Here is a 16,976-nt window from a genome sequence, read left to right as displayed (position 1 = left end):
AAAACCATTTGCCCTATTCACAATAAAAAAGGATCACTGCTAAGTCATAAACCTAGCAGTGATCACGATTAATTGTTCAAGAATTGCTATCACTAATTAAGCAAATTGACGACTTTCCCCCTCACCGACAACATTCTCAACACAACGAGAACAGAGGTGTGGGTGTTCGCTATTTTGTCCAACTGTTGCAGAATAATGCCAACAACGAGGACATTTTTCTGCTTGTGAAGCAACTACTTTCACTGCTAAACCGCTTAATTCCCCTTCTGCCACATCGGCATCTGTTAATGCTTTCACTTCTGCTTTTGAAGTAATCAATACAAAACGCAATTCATCGCCTAATTTTGCTAATAAATCTGCATAGTGTTGGTTTGCGTATAAGGTTACTTCGGCAGCAAGTGCAGCACCAATGACTTTATCATTCCGCGCTTGTTCTAATACACGGTTAACCTCTGCTCTGACTTTTAATACTTCTTGCCAATACGCATCATTCATCTCTTCATTATCCGCGAGAGCAAATAAGCCGTTATAGAACTCTTCCGTAAAGACAAACTCACTACGCTCACCTGGTAAATATTGCCAAATTTCATCTGCCGTAAACGAGAGAATTGGCGCAATCCAGCGTACTAACGCTTCTGCAATATGATACAACGCTGTTTGACAACTACGACGAGCTAGGCTATTCGCTTTGGTCGTATATTGACGGTCTTTGATAATATCTAAATAGAATGAGCCCATTTCGATGGAGCAGAAACGCATAATACGTTGTACTACTTCATGGAATTGATAATTATCATAAGCGTGTTTGATCTCTTCTTGCGCTTGTAATGCACAAGCAACCGCCCAACGATCTAAGACGATCATTTCATCTGCTGGCACCATATCACGTTTCGGATCAAAACCATTGAGGTTTGCTAATAAGAAACGTGCGGTATTACGAATACGGCGATAAGAATCTGCTGCGCGTTTGAAAATTTCATCAGATACCGCAATTTCACCCGTATAGTCCGCAGACCCTACCCATAAACGTAAAATATCACCACCAAATTTATCCATTACTTCTTGTGGAGTAACGATATTACCGATTGATTTAGACATCTTGCGACCTTGCCCATCAACGGTAAATCCGTGAGTAAGAACTTGTTTATATGGCGATTTATTATCTGTGGCGGTTGATAACATTAATGAAGACATAAACCAACCACGATGTTGGTCAGATCCTTCAAGATACATATCAACCTCATTATTACCAAATTCTGCACGATGTTGTGCAACTGCAGAATACGTTGATCCTGAATCGAACCATACATCTAAGGTATCTGGTACTTTTTGATATTCCTTAGCGTCTTCCCCTAACACGTCGTTAATATCTAAATCCCACCACGCTTGAATACCTTTTTCTTCAACACGTTTCGCAACTTCTTCAATTAACTCCAAAGTACGAGGGTGTAGTGCTTCCGTTTCTTTATGAATAAACAAAGTTAATGGCACGCCCCAAGTACGCTGACGAGAGATACACCAGTCTGGACGATTCGCTACCATTGATTCAATGCGAGCTTGCCCCCAGTCTGGAATCCAACGCACACTTTTAATCTCTTTTAATGCTTGTGCACGTAACCCTTGTATATCCATACCGATAAACCATTGTGGTGTTGCACGGAAAATAATCGGGGTTTTATGCCGCCAGCAGTGTGGATAACTATGCGAGATCTTCTCAACTTTTAATAATGCCCCCACTTCTTCCAATTTTTTCACCACCAAAGGATTTGCATCAAATACATTTTCCCCCGCAAAGAATTGCGCTTGGCTATTAAATTTACCATCATTCCCAATTAATCCAGCCATTGGTAAATGGTATTGTTGCCCTACAACAAAGTCGTCATGACCGTGATCTGGCGCAGTATGGACTAAACCAGTACCTGCATCATTACCTACGTGTTCACCAAGGATAAATGGTACCGTGTAATCATAGAATGGGTGTTTGAATTGCAATAACTCAAGGTCTTGCCCTTTCGCTACACCTAATACGTGATAAGCCTCTGCTCCAATCGCTTTCATCACGCTGTCAACTAACTCTGTGTTGAGGATTAAACGCTCGCCATTCACTTGAATTAATTGATATTCTAATTCTGGGTGTAAGGCAATCGCGCGGTTAGATGGCAATGTCCAAGGAGTTGTTGTCCAAATAACAGCTGAAAGCTTACCTTCACCTGTTTGCTGTAAATTGAATTTCGCTAATACGGCTACGTCATCTACCGCATTAAAACGCACATAAATTGATGGGGAAGTTTTATCATAATATTCAACTTCCGCTTCTGCTAAGGCAGAACCACAATCTAAACACCAATGAACAGGTTTTGACCCTTTATAGAGATGACCATTTTTGATTACATTGCCTAAGGTACGGATAATATTTGCTTCTGTGGCAAAATTCATCGTGAGATATGGATTATCCCAATCCCCAATTACCCCTAAACGAATAAAATCTTTTTTCTGTCCTTCGACTTGCTCTTTCGCATACGCACGACACGCTTCACGGAATTCCGCAGCAGAAACTTTCTCATTAGGTTTACCCACCAACCCTTCTACTTTTAATTCAATCGGTAAGCCATGGCAGTCCCAACCTGGGATATATGGAGAATCATAACCAAGTGCTGTTTTTGATTTAACAATAATATCTTTTAAAATTTTATTTACGGCGTGTCCAATGTGAATTGTTCCGTTCGCATATGGAGGACCATCATGCAAAATAAATGTTTTTTTGCCTTTACTTGCTTGACGGATTTTTTGATAAAGCTGTTTATCATACCAATTTTTTAGCATGGCTGGCTCACGTTTTGCCAAGTCGCCACGCATTGGGAAACCTGTTTCAGGCAGGTTTAACGTGCTTTTATAATCAGTTGTTTCTTTAGACATGAGTTTATTCCGTAATAATAAAAGTTAAATCAAATTTAGATTGGCTCACTTGAGGTTCTGGTTACCAAAAGTTTCGCCTGAAAACGTTTCTTTATAGCCTTTTTTAGATCGCTATGCAAATAAACTTATCAAAAAAATTGACTATTTTTCATCATTTTGTTGAAAGTAATTTTTTGCACTTTCTGCATCACGTGCAATCTGTTCACGTAAAGCGTCAAATGATGGAAATTTAATTTCTGAACGCAATTTCGCTTTAAAGAAAATTTCTAAGGTTTTCCCATAAAGATCACCCTTGAAATCAAATAGATGAACTTCTAATAATGGTTTGACCCCATTGATAGTTGGGCGATTTCCCACATTTGCCACCCCATAATAGCGCTCACCTGATGACTGACCAATTTCAACAGCATACACGCCTTGAATGGGAATCACATTCCGATGTAAACCGATATTTGCCGTGGGAAAACCTATTGTTCTACCCAATTCATTACCATGAACAACACGCCCCAAAATGCTATAAGGGCGTCCTAACATGTGTTTGACTTGTTCAAGCCTATCTTCAGCAAGTGCTTGACGTATCGCTGTACTACTTACCCTCAAGTCATCTAAGCAATAACTACGATTATTTTCGACTTGAAAACCATATTTTTCCCCTGCTTGCTGTAAGGTAGCAAAGTTACCACTACGATTTACACCAAAGCGAAAGTCATCTCCTACACTCAAAAACTTCACACGCAATTTACTAATTAAATAATGCTGGATAAATTCATCTGTGGATTGTTGGGAGAATGCAGCGTTAAAAGGGACACAAAAAACATAATCTACGCCAAAATGAGCCAGATAAGTCAATTTATCACGCAAACGCATTAAACGAGCGGGGGCTTTATTTTTGAGAAAAAACTCTTTTGCTTGCGGTTCAAATAACATCACCACAGTCGGCAACGATAATTCATCTGCCTTTTGCTTTAGGTGCTGCAAGATAGTTTGATGCCCTAAATGTACACCATCAAAATTACCAATCGTCAGCGCACAACCTTGTGGAAAGGTGGGTAAATTATAAAGACCACGAATTAATTGCATTATTGCTTATTAGCTCATTAAAAAGGTTACAAAAAATGCGGGTATTATACGCAGATTGTCAAAAGGTGTAAAACTTGAACCTATCCCTTTTCTTATTCCACATGATACATAATCCGCAAGGTTGTACATTCACAAATATACTGAACAAAAATGTAATGAATACGTCAATCTTGGAGCGATTAAATTATGCCTGAAAAATATTCATATTAGTGTGCCAATAAATCTTTCTTTCTCACACCAAGTATCAGTAATACACATAAATAACAAACCGCAGCAACAGCAATTAAGCCAGTAAGCCAAATCACTCGCCAAGCAAAGGTCATCGCATACCATTCAGATAAACTCGGCGTGAAATAAAATAATATGCCGCCCATCATTCCTGCTGCCAACACCACTTTACTAAAAAAGATCAAGCTTTTAGCAGAAAAATGGTAAACATCTTGCTTCGCTAATCCTCGATACAACAAAAAAGCATTTAATGTTGCTGACATCGCTGACGCAATCGCTAAGCCAACATAACTAAATGGGATCGCTAATAAATTAAAGCCCATATTACTCACCATGGCAATAATCCCATAACGCACAGGCGTTTTTGTATCCTGACGTGCATAATAACCGTTCGCCAAGATTTTAATTAACATATAACTCAATAAACCTGCATTGAACGCCCATAATGAGTAAGATGTCGCTTGTACATCGCTTAATGCAAAATGCCCACGCATAAAGAACACTAATAACATCGGCTGAGCTAACAACGCAATGCCTACCATAGCAGGAATACCGAGTAATAAAATCATTCGCACGCCCCAATCCAAGGTTTGGCGAAAGGCTAAATTACTTTGCATATCATTATTTTGTACATGATGGCGTGATAGCGTTGGCAAAATCACCGTCGAAATTGCGATACCAAATAGACCAAGCGGAAACTCTAATAAACGATCAGAATAATATAACCAACTAATTGACCCCGTCATCAAGAAACTGGCAATAAACGTATCTAGCAACAGATTAATCTGACTAACAGAAACGCCAAAAAGCGCTGGGATCATTAACGTACGAATTTTTTTCACCCCTGCATCATGCCATGCCCAACGAGGTCGCACCAATAATCCTGCTTGTTTTAAAAATGGAATTTGAAAGAGAAACTGTAATAATCCACCAAGAAAAATCCCTATCGCTAAACCAAGATTGGGATTATCCAGATGTGGAGCCAGAAACAGTGCAGAACTAATCATCGCAATATTCAACAGCACGGGTGAAAATGACATCACGCCAAATTTACCAATCGAATTCAAAATTGCCCCAGATAACGCCACTAACGTAATAAACCATAAATAAGGAAAGGTGATTTTTAGCAACAGTGAGGCTTGCGTAAATTTTTCTGCTTCTGCACCATCATTTAACCAATCTAAGAACCAACCTGTACCAAAAATAGCAGTAACGACTGGTGAGCCAATCATTGCTAATAACGTTACTATGGTTACCAATCCCCCCAATGTTCCTGATACTTTGGCAATAAATGCTCTAGTTTTATCTAAATCACCGTCTTTTTGATATTCTGCTAATACGGGGACAAATGCTTGAGAAAAAGCACCCTCTGCAAATAAACGGCGTAAAAAATTAGGAATACGGTTAGCAAATAAAAAGACATCTGCCGCTACGCCAGCTCCTAATAGATTAGCAATCACGACATCACGCACTAACCCTAAGATACGAGATAACAGCGTCATACTGCTGACGACAATGCCCGATTTTAATAATCCTTTACTCAAAATAACCTGCCATTTTCTATTTAATGTGGTAAAAATTACGGCTCATTGTATAGATTTTTACTTTTTACGCTATATTCTCCCAGAAAAAACTGGTAAAATTTCGCCCGCCTTTTATTTGGCTTACTTCGGTTGTGTCTCACTGAGGCAAGCACACCATTGCCACTGCTTACTCTCGAAGCAAATTTCGGCATCAGGCAATAAATCGATTGACAAGGGCTTAAAAAATAGGCATATTTTACGCCTTTCGTTTTTAGTGTAATTAATTAGAAATTTTGGGAGTTTGACCTTGGCTAATATCAAGTCAGCAAAAAAACGTGCGGTTCAATCTGAAAAACGCCGTCAACATAACGCAAGCCAACGCTCTATGATGCGTACTTATATCAAAAAAGTTTATGCAGCAGTAGCCGCTGGCGATAAAGCAGTTGCAGAAACAGCTTTCGTTGAAATGCAAAAAGTTGTGGATAGAATGGCTTCTAAAGGCTTAATCCACAAAAACAAAGCAGCAAATCACAAATCTAAATTATCTGCACATATCAAAAAATTAGCTTAATGATTTTTTTGACATAATTAAAAGAAAACCGCCGTTAAAAATTGGCGGTTTTTTTATTATCTCTCTTATAACTGATCAATCTGTTGAGCAAAGTTTGCAACCTGTTTCCAATCCGTATATTCCACTTCTTTTCGAGGATCAGTTTCTCCCCCCGTCAATTTCATAATAAAACGAATCATTGTGCGATCAAACCAAGTATAACGTGGATAAAATAATGCTCCAGCAAACACCTGAACCACTTGAGGTTGCCATGCAATCTTCGCTAATAATTTACGCGTATAAACATTGGTTTGTGGCGTATTTTTATCCGCTTTGCGTGCGGTTAGATTCACCGTGTATAATGCCCCTTTTTTGGCTTTTAACTGTTGTTTATGCTCACGAATAAAGGCGTATAACTTAGGATTAAACTTGCCATAACGAATAGAAGCTCCCAATACCACACGATCATACGGCATAAGATCAATATTCATATTCTCAGTCAAATTTGCTATCACACATTGCCCCGTAAGTTGTGCTGAAATGGCTTCCGCAATTTTTCGTGTCTGCCCATCATGGGTTAAATATAAAATCAATGTTTTCATAGTTATTCTCAAGTTTCTAATTGTTGTAATTCAAGTTGTCCCGCAGAACGTTCATTTAGTTGTGTATTCAGTTCACCAACCTGCTCAGGAGCAATCGCTAGGACTAAACAAACTTGATCGGTATAAGTTTGTTGCACAATTTCCACATCATACTGTTTCAACAACGTCTCCAGCCACGCCCATTGTGCATACTGACAGACTAATTGATACTGTTGTCGCTCTACTTTGATCGTGGTGGTTGCTAATTTTAAGGCTTGTTGTACCCCATTGCCATAAGCACGCACTAACCCGCCCGTACCTAACAAAATTCCCCCATAATAACGCACAACCACGGCACAAATTTCACCAATTCCACTGCCTAACAAGACATTTAACATTGGTTTACCTGCGGTGCCTGACGGCTCACCATCATCAGAAAAACCATACTGCTGCGAGTCAGTTGGCGCACCGGCTACCGTTGCCCAACAATGATGACGGGCATCAGGGTGCGCCGCTTTAATCTGTTGCCAAAACTGCTTTGCTTCGTCTAAATTTGCTACTGGCTGGAGATAAGTAATAAAACGGCTTTTTTTAATCTCTTCACTAAAATTCACCGCTTGCTGTAACACAGGATACTGCATAACGTTCCTTATGATTGTTGCAGTTGTTGCTGCATTTTCACGGTGAGATTTTCCGCACCACTAGCACGCATCACAATATTATCTTCGGTTCGAATCCCCCCAAATGCTTTTAAGGATTCAATCGCTTGCCAATCAATTTTATTTGCACATTCGTGAGTACGCCATGGTGCTAATAATAGTTCAATAAAATAAAGTCCTGGCTCAACGGTTAACACCATACCTTCCGCTAATTCTCGAGTACAACGTAAACTCGGATACACTTCTGGGGGACGCTTAATCGCACCTCGTTTATTTTGTTGCCAACCACCAATATCATGAACCTGTAAACCTAAAAAATGCCCTAAACCGTGTGGTAAAAACGCCCGATTAATTCCGAGATCAAAAATGTGTTCTGCTGGTAATTTCACTAATTCAGTATCATGCAGCAGTTGTGCCACACGTTGTTGCATTTGCGTATGATAAGTTAAATAGTTATAGCCAATTTGCAAATCGGCAATAATATCTTGCTTAATTGTTTCCATTCCTTGCAATAACTGACGAAATAGTGAATGTTCCGCACGTTGATAAGTACGAGTAATATCAGACGCATAACCATAATAAGTTGCCCCTGCATCAATCAGAAAACTCTTGGTTTCGGTCGGAACTTGTTTATCTAAACGATTATAATGTAATACGGAGCCGTGTTGATTTAATGCCACAATATTGCCATAAGGTACATTTAAATCTGATTGTTCACTGGCTTGTAAGTAAGCTGCATTAATCGCAAACTCACTTTTCCCCTCATCAAAAGCCTGTTTCGCTGCTTGATGCCCCAATAAAGCAGGCTTTTGCGCCTGAAAGATGCAAGTGATTTCATATTCACTTTTATATGCTCGATAATAATTAAGAATATTCAACAACTTACGATCATTAATAGCAAAAAAGCCTAACGCTTTTGCTAACGCTTCATCTTCCCCAATAAAGGCACAATTTTTACGGTCATTAATAAAGGTAACTACTTGCTCTGTATCAGTAAAAACATGCCAATCAAACTGATCACACCAAAAATCCTCTGGTAACGCCTCAACAAAATACCAATAATCTTTTGGTTGATAAAAATAGAGCTGTGGCTTGCTATAACCATCTAAAAAGACCCAACTTCCCTCAGCCTGTGGCATTGGTACAACATAATTAAAATAAGGATTAATACGAAAAGGTTTGGTTTGATCATCTAAAAAATAGTGAGTCGCTTGTCCTGCGTGAATCCAAACGCCATCTAAACGACAGCAAGATAATGCTTCACGCACCAATTCTTGAATACGAGCTAAATGTGTTGCAAATAATAGGTTCATCGGTTCCTCACTATCCCATCTTGTTGCAAAATGCAGTATCATTACTGCTTTATTTATAATAAGCAACAATCATATGACCGAATGGAAAATTAATCAAACCTTGGATACTCAAGGATTACGTTGTCCTGAACCCGTAATGTTAGTGCGGAAAAAAATTCGTGAAATGCAAAATGGTGAGATTCTGTTAATTTTAGCCGATGATCCCGCCACCACCCGTGATATTCCTGGTTTTTGCCAATTTATGGAACATACCTTATTGCAAAGTGAAACAGCGACAACACCTTATCAATATTGGATTAAGAAAGGGAAATAAGAAAAAGCCTAATGTCATATTCACATTAGGCTTTTTCATCATTATTGATTAATGATTTAACTTATACGCCACTAAATCCTCAATAGTAACGACTGGATAGCCTTGTGCTAAAGCGAATTTTACGATCTCTGGAGTGCGTGCCATTGAACCATCATCATTGGTAATTTCACAAATCACACCTGCACGTTTAAAACCTGCTAGTTCCGCTAAATCCACTGATGCCTCTGTATGTCCACGGCGTCCTAACACGCCTTTATCATTAGCTCGTAGAGGAAATATATGTCCTGGGCGATGCAAGTCGCTTGGTTTTGCATTATCTGCAACAGCAGCCTTAATTGTGGTAACACGATCTTGTGCAGATACTCCAGTAGAGACACCTTGCGCAGCCTCAATGGTAACCGTAAATGCTGTACGATTAACACTAGTATTATTTTCCACCATCGGTGGAAGCGCTAATTTTTGACAAAGTTCATCAGTAAGGCAAAGGCAAACGATACCACTACCGTAACGAATAAGTTTTGCCATTTGGGCTGGCGTAATAGTTTCTGCTGGATAGATTAAATCGCCTTCATTTTCGCGATCTTCATCGTCCAACACTAATACCCCTTTTCCTTGTTGCAATGCAGCAATCGCATTACGCACACGTTGTTCGGCATTGCCAAATTGAGAAAGAATTGACTGACTCATGGTAAATTATCCTTAGTTAATTGTTAGTACCAGAATCAGGGCGATTAATGGGAATACGGCAGAAGAAAATATAATGAATTCTCTACAATATGCGACAAGTGCTATCAATATAGACTTTAATCGCATATTGATAAGACATTATCGAATATATGAATACATTATAGAAAGATTTATTTTTGCGTAATAACAAAAAAATCCTGTTTTCTATCTTAGGAATACCGCAGTTCTCTACCATCCAGACTATCACTGTCGGCTTTGGATTTTCACCAAATCTGCTGACTTCATATCAAATACGAACGCTCGTGGGCTTACTGACGCTTACCACCGGTGGGGAGTTTCACCCCGCCCTGAGAATGCGTTGTGCAGTATAAAAGAAAAAATTTCCGTTGCCTAGTAAATTCCAAGTTTTTCTCATACAATGTTGGCGCAAAAATAATGAGGTGCTTATGTTAAATCCGAAAAAAATCGAAGAAATTATTCAACAAGTACAAAATACCCTGCCAAAAGGCTTACAAGATCTTGGTAGTGATATTGAAAATAAAATTAAGCAGGTTTTACAAGCGCAACTTACTAAATTAGATGTAGTAACGCGTGAAGAATTTGACGTACAAACACAAGTTTTATTACGTACCCGTGAGAAACTCATGGCATTAGAAGCACGAGTTGATGCGTTATTACAACAAAAAGATGAGCAGCCAAAAACGTAGCATATACAAGACGTTTATTGGAAAATTAATTTTTGATATAGCTTATATAGATAACATAAGACTAATGACAATGCCTAATTTGTTGCGTATTATGCTCCCCATTAAAGGAGCATAATATGACTGATTTTCTTTATTTACAGCAAAAACGTAAACAATTAGGTATGAAAGTCGCAGAAGTCTGCGAAAAAGCTCAAATTACTCGTGCTTATTACAACCAACTTGTGGGTGGTAAAATTCAAAATCCAAGTGCAAAAAAGCTCAATGCAATCCATCACGCTTTACAAATTTCTAATACACAAAATAAGCAAGTCGGTGTGATTTTCGGCAAGTTCTATCCTGTACATACTGGTCATATTAATATGATTTATGAAGCTTTTAGTAAGGTAGATGAGCTGCACGTGGTTGTTTGTACCGATACGGAACGCGATTTAAAACTGTTTTATGACAGTAAAATGAAAAAAATGCCAACCGAACAAGATCGCCTACGTTGGATACAGCAGATTTTTAAATATCAGCAAAAACAAATTTTTATCCATCATCTAGTTGAAGATGGAATTGCTACCTATCCCAATGGTTGGCAAGATTGGTCAGATCGTGTCAAAAACCTCTTTAAAGAGAAACATTTTTCACCTAGTGTTGTTTTTTCCAGTGAGCCACAAGATAAAGAACCATATGAAAAATATTTACATCTTGATGTAGTTCTCGTTGATCCTGAGCGTGCATTCTTTAATGTATCTGCTACAAAAATTCGTAATCACCCTTTCCAATATTGGAAATTTATTCCCAAAGAAGTTCGTCCATTCTTTGCTAAAACGATTGCTATTATCGGGGGTGAAAGTAGTGGCAAAACCATGTTAGTAAATAAACTCTCTGCGGTATTTAATACAACTTCTGCTTGGGAATATGGTAGGGAATTTGTATTTGAAAAACTAGGTGGGAACGAGCAAGCAATGCAATATTCTGACTATCCATTAATGGCATTAGGTCATCAACGTTATGTTGATTATGCGTTACGACACGCTCATAAAGTTGCATTTATTGATACCGATTTTATAACAACACAAGCATTCTGTATTCAATATGAGGGTAAAGCACACCCATTTTTAGACTCAATGATTAAGGAATATCCCTTTGATGTTACTATTTTATTAAATAATAATACGGCATGGGTCGGTGATGGCTTACGTAGTTTAGGCTCTCAACAACAGCGCCAACGTTTTCAACAACTACTCAAGAAGTTATTAGAAAAATATAAAATTCCTTATATTGAAATTGAATCACCAAGTTATTTAGAACGCTATATTCAAGTGAAAAAGATTGTAGAACGAGTACTAAATGATGAATCCGTTTATGAGATATTTGACGATAAGGAGAAATAGGTAATTCATGCTACTTTTTGCTGGTGATCCTCACGGATATTTTGAACACCTTTATCCATTTATCCAAAATAATACGCCAATATCGCTGATTATTCTTGGTGATTTACAACTCACTGACTGCAAAGAACTTGATAAACTGGCGCAATATTGTGATCTTTGGTTTATCCATGGTAATCATGATAGTAAAACAGTTGCCGCATTTGAAGCACTTTGGGGAAGTAAATGGCAGCAACGGAATTTACATGGGCGTGTGGCTGAAATTGAAGGTATAAAAATTGCAGGATTAGGGGGTGTTTTTCGTGGGCAAATTTGGATGCCACCAAATAAACCTTTATTCTTTGATCCTATTCATTATTGCCAATATTGTACTCAAGATAAAATTTGGCGAGGCGGTTTACCACTACGTCATCGTACATCTATTTTTCCTTCTGATATTGATACGCTTGCTACACAACAAGCTGATATTCTCATCTGCCATGAAGCACCTAAGCCACACCCTTCTGGATTTGCAGCGATCAATCAATTAGCTGAAAGTATGGGAGTTAAAAAAATCTTTCACGGTCATCACCATGATAATTTTGATTATACCCAACTGAAAAGTCGGATACGTCCTTACCAAATTTTTAATATCGGTTTTCGTAGTTTAAGTGATATAAATGGGAATTACCTCTTGATCGGGATAGACGATCGATAATAATATACATCTAGAAACATTTATTTACTCAAGCTTAAGGAAAAGTAACTATTTAAGATAGTATTCCTTACTTTTTAATGAAGTTTTTAGAAAAATGATGAATACTGATTTTCAACGGACATTGAAAGATTATGATGGATTACCTTATCCATCAAAACCATTTGCCTACACCCAACCAGATAGACAAAAAACAATTCTATCTCTTTTTGGCTTTGATACCCCCCCCCTCAGCACTGCGAGAGTCCTTGAGATAGGCTGTTCCTATGGCGGAAATATTTTATCTTTTGCGTTAGCAAACCCAAATGCAGAAGTTATTGGTATTGATCTATCCGAACATCAAATTCAAGAAGGGCAAAAATTAATTGAATATTTAGGGTTAAAAAATATCAAGCTGTACCATAAAAATGTGATGGATTTCGATCATAGCTTTGGTAAATTTGATTATATTATTTGTCATGGGGTGTTTAGTTGGGTATCAGAAATAGTACAAGATAAAATTCTTGACGTTATCCATCATCATCTTGCAGAAAATGGTTCTGCTATCATTTCTTATAATACTTACCCAGGTTGGAAAAAAATTGAAGTATTAAAAGATATTATGCAATTACGCGTTAAAATGCTTCAACAACAAGATATTACAATCGGTATCAAAGATAAAGTCAGCTACGGAAAAGGTGCATTAGAATTTTTAGAGAAGCATTCTATTTTAGATGAAGATATAAAAGAATATGCAGAATTTATACGTAAAAAAGACGACTATTATATCTATCATGAGTATTATGAAGCTTATAATCACCCAATGTATCTCTATGAATTTGATAAGCGATTACAACAATTTGACCTAGCCTATATCTCTGATTCTGATTTAAGTTTGACCTTCCCTGTCTTTAATAACCCTGAAATCGAAACGCTTTTAACCAATGAATGTGGCGATAATATTCTTCATAAAGAACAATATTATGATTTTATGAAAAATACACAATTCAGGCGTAGTATTATTACACACGCACGAAATAAAGAAAAAATTCATATTTCTAAAGATTTACATATTGAAAATATTAAGAATTTATATATTTTCTTAAAAGATAGAAATGTGGAAAGTCAAGATGAACTAACAAAAAATATCTTGGATAATCTGAAAATAGAATTTCCCCAAATGATTAAGTTAAGCGATTTCATTGAAAAATATTATGCAGATCAAGATACACGCACACTCTATTCTAAAGTTATTTCTAATCTTATTTATACAGATATTATTTTTGCAACAACAGAATATCGAGCGATCATAAAAGAAGAAAAAATTAACGTTAGTAAAGCTTATAGAAAAAGTATTAATTATCTGTTGAATATTTCTCAACCCATTATAAAAATAGCTAATTTCCAAGGATTTATTATGGAATTAGGTAATTTAGAATCTCAAGTGATCCAATTATTAGACGGTACGAAAACAGACGATGATATAGCTAAAATTCTATTAAATAATATGGAGAAAGATCTCTCTAAAGAAGAAATAGAACAGCAAAAAAATAATGTAAATCAATTTGTATCTGATATCAGACTCTTTATTGAAAAGAACTATATGAATATACCTACCGTAGAATAAGCATTAATTTTATATTGAAAATAAGTAATAAAAAAACTGCACACTATGGTGCAGTTTTTTATCTTAGCCTAATGTTCTTAATCGTTAATTAAGCTTGACCTTTTACCGCTTTTAAACCTAAGAATGGCGCTTTATCTCCTAAAGCTTCTTCAATACGGATTAATTGGTTATATTTCGCCACACGATCTGAACGGCTCATAGAACCAGTTTTGATTTGACCTGCTGCTGTACCAACTGCTAAATCAGCAATAGTTGCATCTTCAGTTTCACCAGAACGGTGAGAAATTACTGCGGTATAACCTGCATCTTTAGCCATTTTAATTGCTGCTAAAGTTTCAGTTAATGAACCAATTTGGTTAAATTTGATTAAGATTGAGTTAGCGATACCTTTTTCGATACCTTCTTTAAGGATCTTAGTATTAGTTACGAATAAGTCATCACCAACAAGTTGGATTTTACCACCAAGTACTTCAGTTTGATATTTGAAACCTTCCCAATCTGATTCATCTTGACCATCTTCGATAGATTTAATTGGATATTCTTCACAAAGTTTTTCAAGGTAGTGAGTAAATTCTTTAGAAGTGAATGATTTACCTTCACCTTTCATTTCATACATACCAGTTTCTTTGTTATAGAATTCAGATGATGCACAGTCCATTGCTAAAGTAACATCTTTACCTAATACATAACCTGCTTTTTCTACAGCTTCTTTAATGCACGCTAATGCTTCAGCGTTAGAAGCTAAGTTAGGTGCGAAACCACCTTCATCACCAACTGCAGTATTTAAACCTTTTGATTTTAATACTTTCGCTAAGTTGTGGAATACTTCTGCACCAATACGTAATGCTTCACGTAACGTTTTTGCACCAACTGGTTGAATCATAAATTCTTGGATATCAACGTTGTTATCTGCGTGCTCACCACCATTGATAATATTCATCATTGGTAATGGCATTGAATATTGACCTGGAGTACCGTTCAATTCTGCAATCCATGCATAAAGTGGTAATGCTTTAGAAGCAGCTGCTGCTTTTGCATTCGCAAGAGAAACGGCAAGAATTGCGTTAGCACCTAATTTAGATTTATTATCAGTACCATCTAAATCGATCATGATTTGGTCGATTTCAGCTTGTTGTGCCGCATCTTTACCTAATAATGCTGGTGCAATGATGTCATTGATGTTAGAAACAGCTTTTAATACCCCTTTACCTAAGAAGCGTGCTTTATCACCATCACGTAATTCTAATGCTTCACGAGAACCTGTTGATGCACCAGATGGAGCAGCTGCTAAACCAACGAAACCACCTTCTAAGTGAACTTCTGCTTCTACAGTTGGGTTACCACGAGAGTCGATAATTTCACGGCCAAGAACTTTAACGATTTTTGCCATTTGTTTTTCCTCATATTTAAGTTAATTTTCAAAGATAGAAATCAAAAAACGGTGCTAATATTAAAACGATTTTTAATTTTTGTCTTGTAAAAAATGATGTGAACTTGATCACAATTAAGATTTTTTACTCCCTTTAAAATAAACTTTTAACGACACATAAAATGTAGCAAACTTTTCACTTTTTCCACCTATTCCCTGTATAATGGCAAATTTGCAAAAAAGACACTTTTTTCATCAAAAAATCTGATTTATGTACATTACACAAGCACTTTTTTCTCTTAAAGGGAGATTAAACCGTCAAGGTTTTTGGATCGGAACAGGATTATGTGCAACCCTGCTATTTATTATTGCCAATCTTTTTCCAATTCGTTCATTATTTCAACAAACCACTACCGCATTGCTTGCTGTTATACCATTAATTTTTGTTGGTTATTGCTGGCTGGTGATTATTATTAAACGCTTACATGATCGTGGTCGATCAGGTAAAGCAATTACTATTTTACTCGTACCATTATGCTGTGTACTGATTGCGCCTTATAGTCAAGGGACAATGCAACTAATTCTAGGACGCTATTTTCCAATTTTTATCTTAGCAATGTTATTAATGGAATGGGGCGTATTTATTGGGCAGAACACTGAAAACCGTTACGGCATAAAAGGCGAAACCATTACTTTCAAAAAAGGATAATCTTGTGTCAAATATTGAATTCAAATTAAATTATCACAAAACCCATTTTTTAATGAGTGCCGCAAATATTTCGCAATTACCCGCTGATGCTGGTGTGGAAATTGCGTTTGCTGGGCGTTCTAATGCGGGAAAATCTACAGCATTAAACACCTTAGCTAATCAAAAAAACTTAGCAAAAACCTCAAAAACACCAGGGCGGACTCAATTAATTAACCTCTTTGAAGTCAGTGAAAACTGCAAAATTGTTGATTTACCAGGTTATGGCTATGCTGCCGTACCTGAAAAATTAAAATTACAATGGCAAAAATCGCTTGGTGAATACTTACAAAAACGTGAATGCTTAGGCGGTGTAGTCATTTTAATGGATATCCGCCACCCCCTAAAAGATCTCGACCAACAAATGATTGAATGGGCTGTTAGTGCTAACTTACCTATCTTACTACTCCTCACTAAAGCCGATAAATTAAGCCAAAGTGAACGCAGCAAACAGCTCAAAATGGTAAGAGAGGCAATCCTACCTTTCCAAGGTGATATTCAAGTTGAAACTTTCTCTTCGCTAAAAAAATTTGGGGTTGATAAACTCGCCCAGAAGTTAGATGGGTGGTTTGGGGTAACTAGTAAGGGCTAATAATAGCAGTTAATATATTATAAATTTTGTATTAATG

At 37.1% G+C, this 16,976-nt stretch carries 16 protein-coding genes and 1 riboswitch; of the genes, 8 read left to right on the top strand and 8 right to left on the bottom strand.

Annotated elements, in window-relative coordinates; all coding sequences use genetic code 11:
• Window positions 1-96 precede the first annotated feature (96 nt).
• The 3 genes from ileS to murJ form a co-directional block, all read right to left on the bottom strand.
• Complete coding sequence (ileS, locus tag ACFFHK_RS03445) at window positions 97-2,916, bottom strand: isoleucine--tRNA ligase (RefSeq protein WP_382369412.1); 2,820 nt, start codon at window positions 2,914-2,916, stop codon at window positions 97-99.
• A gap of 141 nt (window positions 2,917-3,057) precedes the next feature.
• On the bottom strand, window positions 3,058-3,996 hold the full coding sequence (gene ribF / locus ACFFHK_RS03440) for a bifunctional riboflavin kinase/FAD synthetase (protein WP_382369409.1): 939 nt from the start codon (window positions 3,994-3,996) through the stop codon (window positions 3,058-3,060).
• 206 nt (window positions 3,997-4,202) lie between these two features.
• Complete coding sequence (gene murJ / locus ACFFHK_RS03435) at window positions 4,203-5,768, bottom strand: murein biosynthesis integral membrane protein MurJ (protein WP_382369407.1); 1,566 nt, start codon at window positions 5,766-5,768, stop codon at window positions 4,203-4,205.
• 286 nt (window positions 5,769-6,054) lie between these two features.
• Here murJ and rpsT point away from each other — a divergent pair, with 286 nt between their 5' ends.
• Window positions 6,055-6,318, top strand: coding sequence for a 30S ribosomal protein S20 (gene rpsT, locus ACFFHK_RS03430; RefSeq protein WP_066107914.1), 264 nt, complete (start codon window positions 6,055-6,057; stop codon window positions 6,316-6,318).
• A gap of 65 nt (window positions 6,319-6,383) precedes the next feature.
• On the opposite strand, the gene hemG is transcribed toward rpsT, so the two are convergent.
• Genes hemG through pepQ form a run of 3 tightly spaced genes read right to left on the bottom strand, consistent with a single transcriptional unit; the run spans window position 6,384 to window position 8,850 of the window.
• Window positions 6,384-6,899 carry a menaquinone-dependent protoporphyrinogen IX dehydrogenase gene (hemG, locus tag ACFFHK_RS03425; RefSeq protein ID WP_382369403.1) on the bottom strand — a complete coding sequence of 172 codons (516 nt, stop codon included), beginning with the start codon at window positions 6,897-6,899 and terminating at the stop codon, window positions 6,384-6,386.
• An 8-nt stretch (window positions 6,900-6,907) separates the two neighbouring features.
• The gene (locus tag ACFFHK_RS03420) at window positions 6,908-7,519 is read right to left on the bottom strand and encodes a YigZ family protein (RefSeq protein WP_382369400.1); all 612 of its coding nucleotides are present in this window, start codon (window positions 7,517-7,519) and stop codon (window positions 6,908-6,910) included.
• 8 nt (window positions 7,520-7,527) lie between these two features.
• Complete coding sequence (gene pepQ, locus ACFFHK_RS03415; protein ID WP_382369397.1) at window positions 7,528-8,850, bottom strand: Xaa-Pro dipeptidase; 1,323 nt, start codon at window positions 8,848-8,850, stop codon at window positions 7,528-7,530.
• A gap of 73 nt (window positions 8,851-8,923) precedes the next feature.
• Between pepQ and tusA the strand changes: the two genes are divergently transcribed.
• Window positions 8,924-9,163 (top strand): sulfurtransferase TusA, encoded by a 240-nt coding sequence (gene tusA / locus ACFFHK_RS03410; RefSeq protein WP_382369394.1) that lies wholly within the window; start codon window positions 8,924-8,926, stop codon window positions 9,161-9,163.
• Window positions 9,164-9,211: 48 nt separating this feature from the next.
• On the opposite strand, the gene ribB is transcribed toward tusA, so the two are convergent.
• Window positions 9,212-9,850 (bottom strand): 3,4-dihydroxy-2-butanone-4-phosphate synthase, encoded by a 639-nt coding sequence (gene ribB / locus ACFFHK_RS03405; RefSeq protein WP_382369391.1) that lies wholly within the window; start codon window positions 9,848-9,850, stop codon window positions 9,212-9,214.
• Window positions 9,851-10,068: 218 nt separating this feature from the next.
• A riboswitch (FMN riboswitch) is annotated at window positions 10,069-10,209 on the bottom strand.
• An 87-nt stretch (window positions 10,210-10,296) separates the two neighbouring features.
• Here ribB and ubiK point away from each other — a divergent pair.
• The 4 genes from ubiK to ACFFHK_RS03385 all read left to right on the top strand — a co-directional run bounded on the left by ubiK (window position 10,297) and on the right by ACFFHK_RS03385 (window position 14,233).
• Window positions 10,297-10,557, top strand: a complete 261-nt coding sequence (gene ubiK, locus ACFFHK_RS03400; protein ID WP_382369388.1) for a ubiquinone biosynthesis accessory factor UbiK — start codon at window positions 10,297-10,299, stop codon at window positions 10,555-10,557.
• Window positions 10,558-10,673: 116 nt separating this feature from the next.
• A complete protein-coding gene (nadR, locus tag ACFFHK_RS03395; RefSeq protein ID WP_382369385.1) occupies window positions 10,674-11,936 on the top strand; it encodes a multifunctional transcriptional regulator/nicotinamide-nucleotide adenylyltransferase/ribosylnicotinamide kinase NadR in 1,263 nt (420 codons plus the stop codon).
• 7 nt (window positions 11,937-11,943) lie between these two features.
• Window positions 11,944-12,630 (top strand): metallophosphoesterase family protein, encoded by a 687-nt coding sequence (locus tag ACFFHK_RS03390; protein WP_382369382.1) that lies wholly within the window; start codon window positions 11,944-11,946, stop codon window positions 12,628-12,630.
• 94 nt (window positions 12,631-12,724) lie between these two features.
• Entirely contained in the window at window positions 12,725-14,233 is a 1,509-nt protein-coding gene (locus ACFFHK_RS03385; RefSeq protein ID WP_382369379.1) for a methyltransferase regulatory domain-containing protein, read from the top strand.
• Between the two features lie 88 nt (window positions 14,234-14,321).
• Here ACFFHK_RS03385 and eno read toward each other — a convergent pair whose 3' ends face one another.
• On the bottom strand, window positions 14,322-15,623 hold the full coding sequence (eno, locus tag ACFFHK_RS03380; RefSeq protein ID WP_382369376.1) for a phosphopyruvate hydratase: 1,302 nt from the start codon (window positions 15,621-15,623) through the stop codon (window positions 14,322-14,324).
• Window positions 15,624-15,873: 250 nt separating this feature from the next.
• Between eno and ACFFHK_RS03375 the strand changes: the two genes are divergently transcribed.
• Both ACFFHK_RS03375 and yihA read left to right on the top strand, forming a co-directional pair.
• Window positions 15,874-16,311: a DUF805 domain-containing protein gene (locus tag ACFFHK_RS03375; protein WP_382369373.1), complete on the top strand. Its 438-nt coding sequence runs from the start codon at window positions 15,874-15,876 to the stop codon at window positions 16,309-16,311.
• A gap of 52 nt (window positions 16,312-16,363) precedes the next feature.
• Window positions 16,364-16,939 (top strand): ribosome biogenesis GTP-binding protein YihA/YsxC, encoded by a 576-nt coding sequence (gene yihA / locus ACFFHK_RS03370; RefSeq protein ID WP_382369933.1) that lies wholly within the window; start codon window positions 16,364-16,366, stop codon window positions 16,937-16,939.
• Window positions 16,940-16,976 lie beyond the last annotated feature (37 nt).

The sequence above is a fragment of the Gallibacterium trehalosifermentans genome (assembly GCF_042433055.1).
Lineage (GTDB): Bacteria > Pseudomonadota > Gammaproteobacteria > Enterobacterales > Pasteurellaceae > Gallibacterium > Gallibacterium trehalosifermentans.
The sequence above is the reverse complement of the archived record's forward strand: the minus strand, read 5'-3'. Positions and strand labels throughout refer to the sequence as shown.

Excerpts from the sequence above, each read along its gene's own strand:
- ileS (WP_382369412.1), bottom strand. The coding sequence starts at position 2,916 with ATGTCTAAAGAAACAACTGATTATAAAAGCACGTTAAACCTGCCTGAA.
- ribF (WP_382369409.1), bottom strand. The coding sequence starts at position 3,996 with ATGCAATTAATTCGTGGTCTTTATAATTTACCCACCTTTCCACAAGGT.
- hemG (WP_382369403.1), bottom strand. The coding sequence starts at position 6,899 with ATGAAAACATTGATTTTATATTTAACCCATGATGGGCAGACACGAAAA.
- ACFFHK_RS03420 (WP_382369400.1), bottom strand. The coding sequence starts at position 7,519 with ATGCAGTATCCTGTGTTACAGCAAGCGGTGAATTTTAGTGAAGAGATT.
- pepQ (WP_382369397.1), bottom strand. The coding sequence starts at position 8,850 with ATGAACCTATTATTTGCAACACATTTAGCTCGTATTCAAGAATTGGTG.
- tusA (WP_382369394.1), top strand. The coding sequence starts at position 8,924 with ATGACCGAATGGAAAATTAATCAAACCTTGGATACTCAAGGATTACGT.
- ribB (WP_382369391.1), bottom strand. The coding sequence starts at position 9,850 with ATGAGTCAGTCAATTCTTTCTCAATTTGGCAATGCCGAACAACGTGTG.
- ubiK (WP_382369388.1), top strand. The coding sequence starts at position 10,297 with ATGTTAAATCCGAAAAAAATCGAAGAAATTATTCAACAAGTACAAAAT.
- nadR (WP_382369385.1), top strand. The coding sequence starts at position 10,674 with ATGACTGATTTTCTTTATTTACAGCAAAAACGTAAACAATTAGGTATG.
- ACFFHK_RS03390 (WP_382369382.1), top strand. The coding sequence starts at position 11,944 with ATGCTACTTTTTGCTGGTGATCCTCACGGATATTTTGAACACCTTTAT.
- ACFFHK_RS03385 (WP_382369379.1), top strand. The coding sequence starts at position 12,725 with ATGATGAATACTGATTTTCAACGGACATTGAAAGATTATGATGGATTA.
- eno (WP_382369376.1), bottom strand. The coding sequence starts at position 15,623 with ATGGCAAAAATCGTTAAAGTTCTTGGCCGTGAAATTATCGACTCTCGT.
- ACFFHK_RS03375 (WP_382369373.1), top strand. The coding sequence starts at position 15,874 with ATGTACATTACACAAGCACTTTTTTCTCTTAAAGGGAGATTAAACCGT.
- yihA (WP_382369933.1), top strand. The coding sequence starts at position 16,364 with ATGAGTGCCGCAAATATTTCGCAATTACCCGCTGATGCTGGTGTGGAA.